The 1,249-nt window shown below is 71.4% G+C and carries 1 protein-coding gene; it reads left to right on the forward strand.

Going from position 1 to position 1,249, the window contains the following annotated elements; translation table 11 throughout:
- Positions 1 to 1,249: ISL3 family transposase (locus F6X53_RS31995; protein ID WP_151005957.1), on the forward strand; the 1,249-nt coding region annotated here is incomplete at both ends.

The raw sequence follows: 1,249 nt of genomic DNA on the forward strand, positions 1-1,249 counted from the left end.
CTGCGCCTCACGCACGCCGCGCCCCTGCCGGGCGTTGCACGGCCGCGGGCAATCGGCGTCGACGACTGGGCCTGGCGCCGCGGTCGCGCCTGGGGCACGCTCGTCGTCGACCTCGACCGTCATCGCGCCATCGATCTTCTGCCCGACCGCAGCTCCGCGACCTTCGAGGCTTGGCTGCGGTCGCACACCGATTTGGAGATCGTCGCGCGGGATCGCTCGACGGGCTATGCTCGTGCGGCCCAGGCCGTCGTCCCGCGTGCCCAGCAAGTCGCGGATCGGTGGCATCTCTTGCTGAACGCGCGCCAGATGCTGGAGCGCTGGTTGGTCGGCGCTCATGCCCGCCTGCGCGCCCTACCGGTTCCCACCGGCTCGGCGGCTCCCGTCCGCGATCACGCCTTCCCGCGGAGCCGCACGGACCAGGCTGCCGCGCGGGAGGCGCAACGTTGGCGGGCCGTGCGTCATGCGGAAGTGCAGCGTCGGCGCGCGGCCGGCGAGTCGATCATGGCGATCGCCCGCGCGATCCCGCTGGCGCCGGGAACGGTGCGGCGCTACGCCTCCATGGACGGTGCTCCGGAAGGCGGCCAGCGACGGATCGGACCGAGCCAGCTCGACCCCTGGCTCTCTCATCTTGAGCGACGCCGCGCTGAGGGCTGCGAGAACGGATTGCAGCTCCTGCGAGAGCTACGCGAACTCGGTTACGCGGGTGGCTCGCGGCAGATCCACAAATGGCTGCAGAGCCGGCGGACGAAGCTTGCGATCACCACGCCGCGACGCTGGCGCGACGCCGTTCCTGTCGTGACGGGCCCAGGCTCGACCGGGCTGCCGGCGCGGCGAGCGCGGTTGCCGGGATCGAAGGTCCTCGCTTGGATCATGACGCTGGCGCCGGACCGGCTGAGCCCAACCGATGGCGCGCTTCTCGCGCGCATCGTACAGGATCCAGACACGGCCACGCTGCACGGGCTGGTCCAGCGCTTCGTCGCGCTCGTGCGCGAGGCCGGGACGAAGGGAAACGGATCGTCCGCACACGGCATCCGACGGCTGGAGGCATTCGAGGCCTGGATCGTCGAGGCGAAGGCGAGCGGCATCCGAGCCGCGCAGACCTTCGCCAGCGGGCTCGTCGTCGACGCCGCCGCGGTGAGGACGGCGTTGACCACGCCGTGGAGCAACGCCCAGGCCGAGGGCCAGATCACGAAGTTGAAGTCGATTAAGCGGCTGATGTACGGCCGGGCCGGCTTCGACCTCCTGCGCC

Source organism: Methylobacterium soli, from assembly GCF_008806385.1.
In the GTDB taxonomy this organism is placed as follows: domain Bacteria; phylum Pseudomonadota; class Alphaproteobacteria; order Rhizobiales; family Beijerinckiaceae; genus Methylobacterium; species Methylobacterium soli.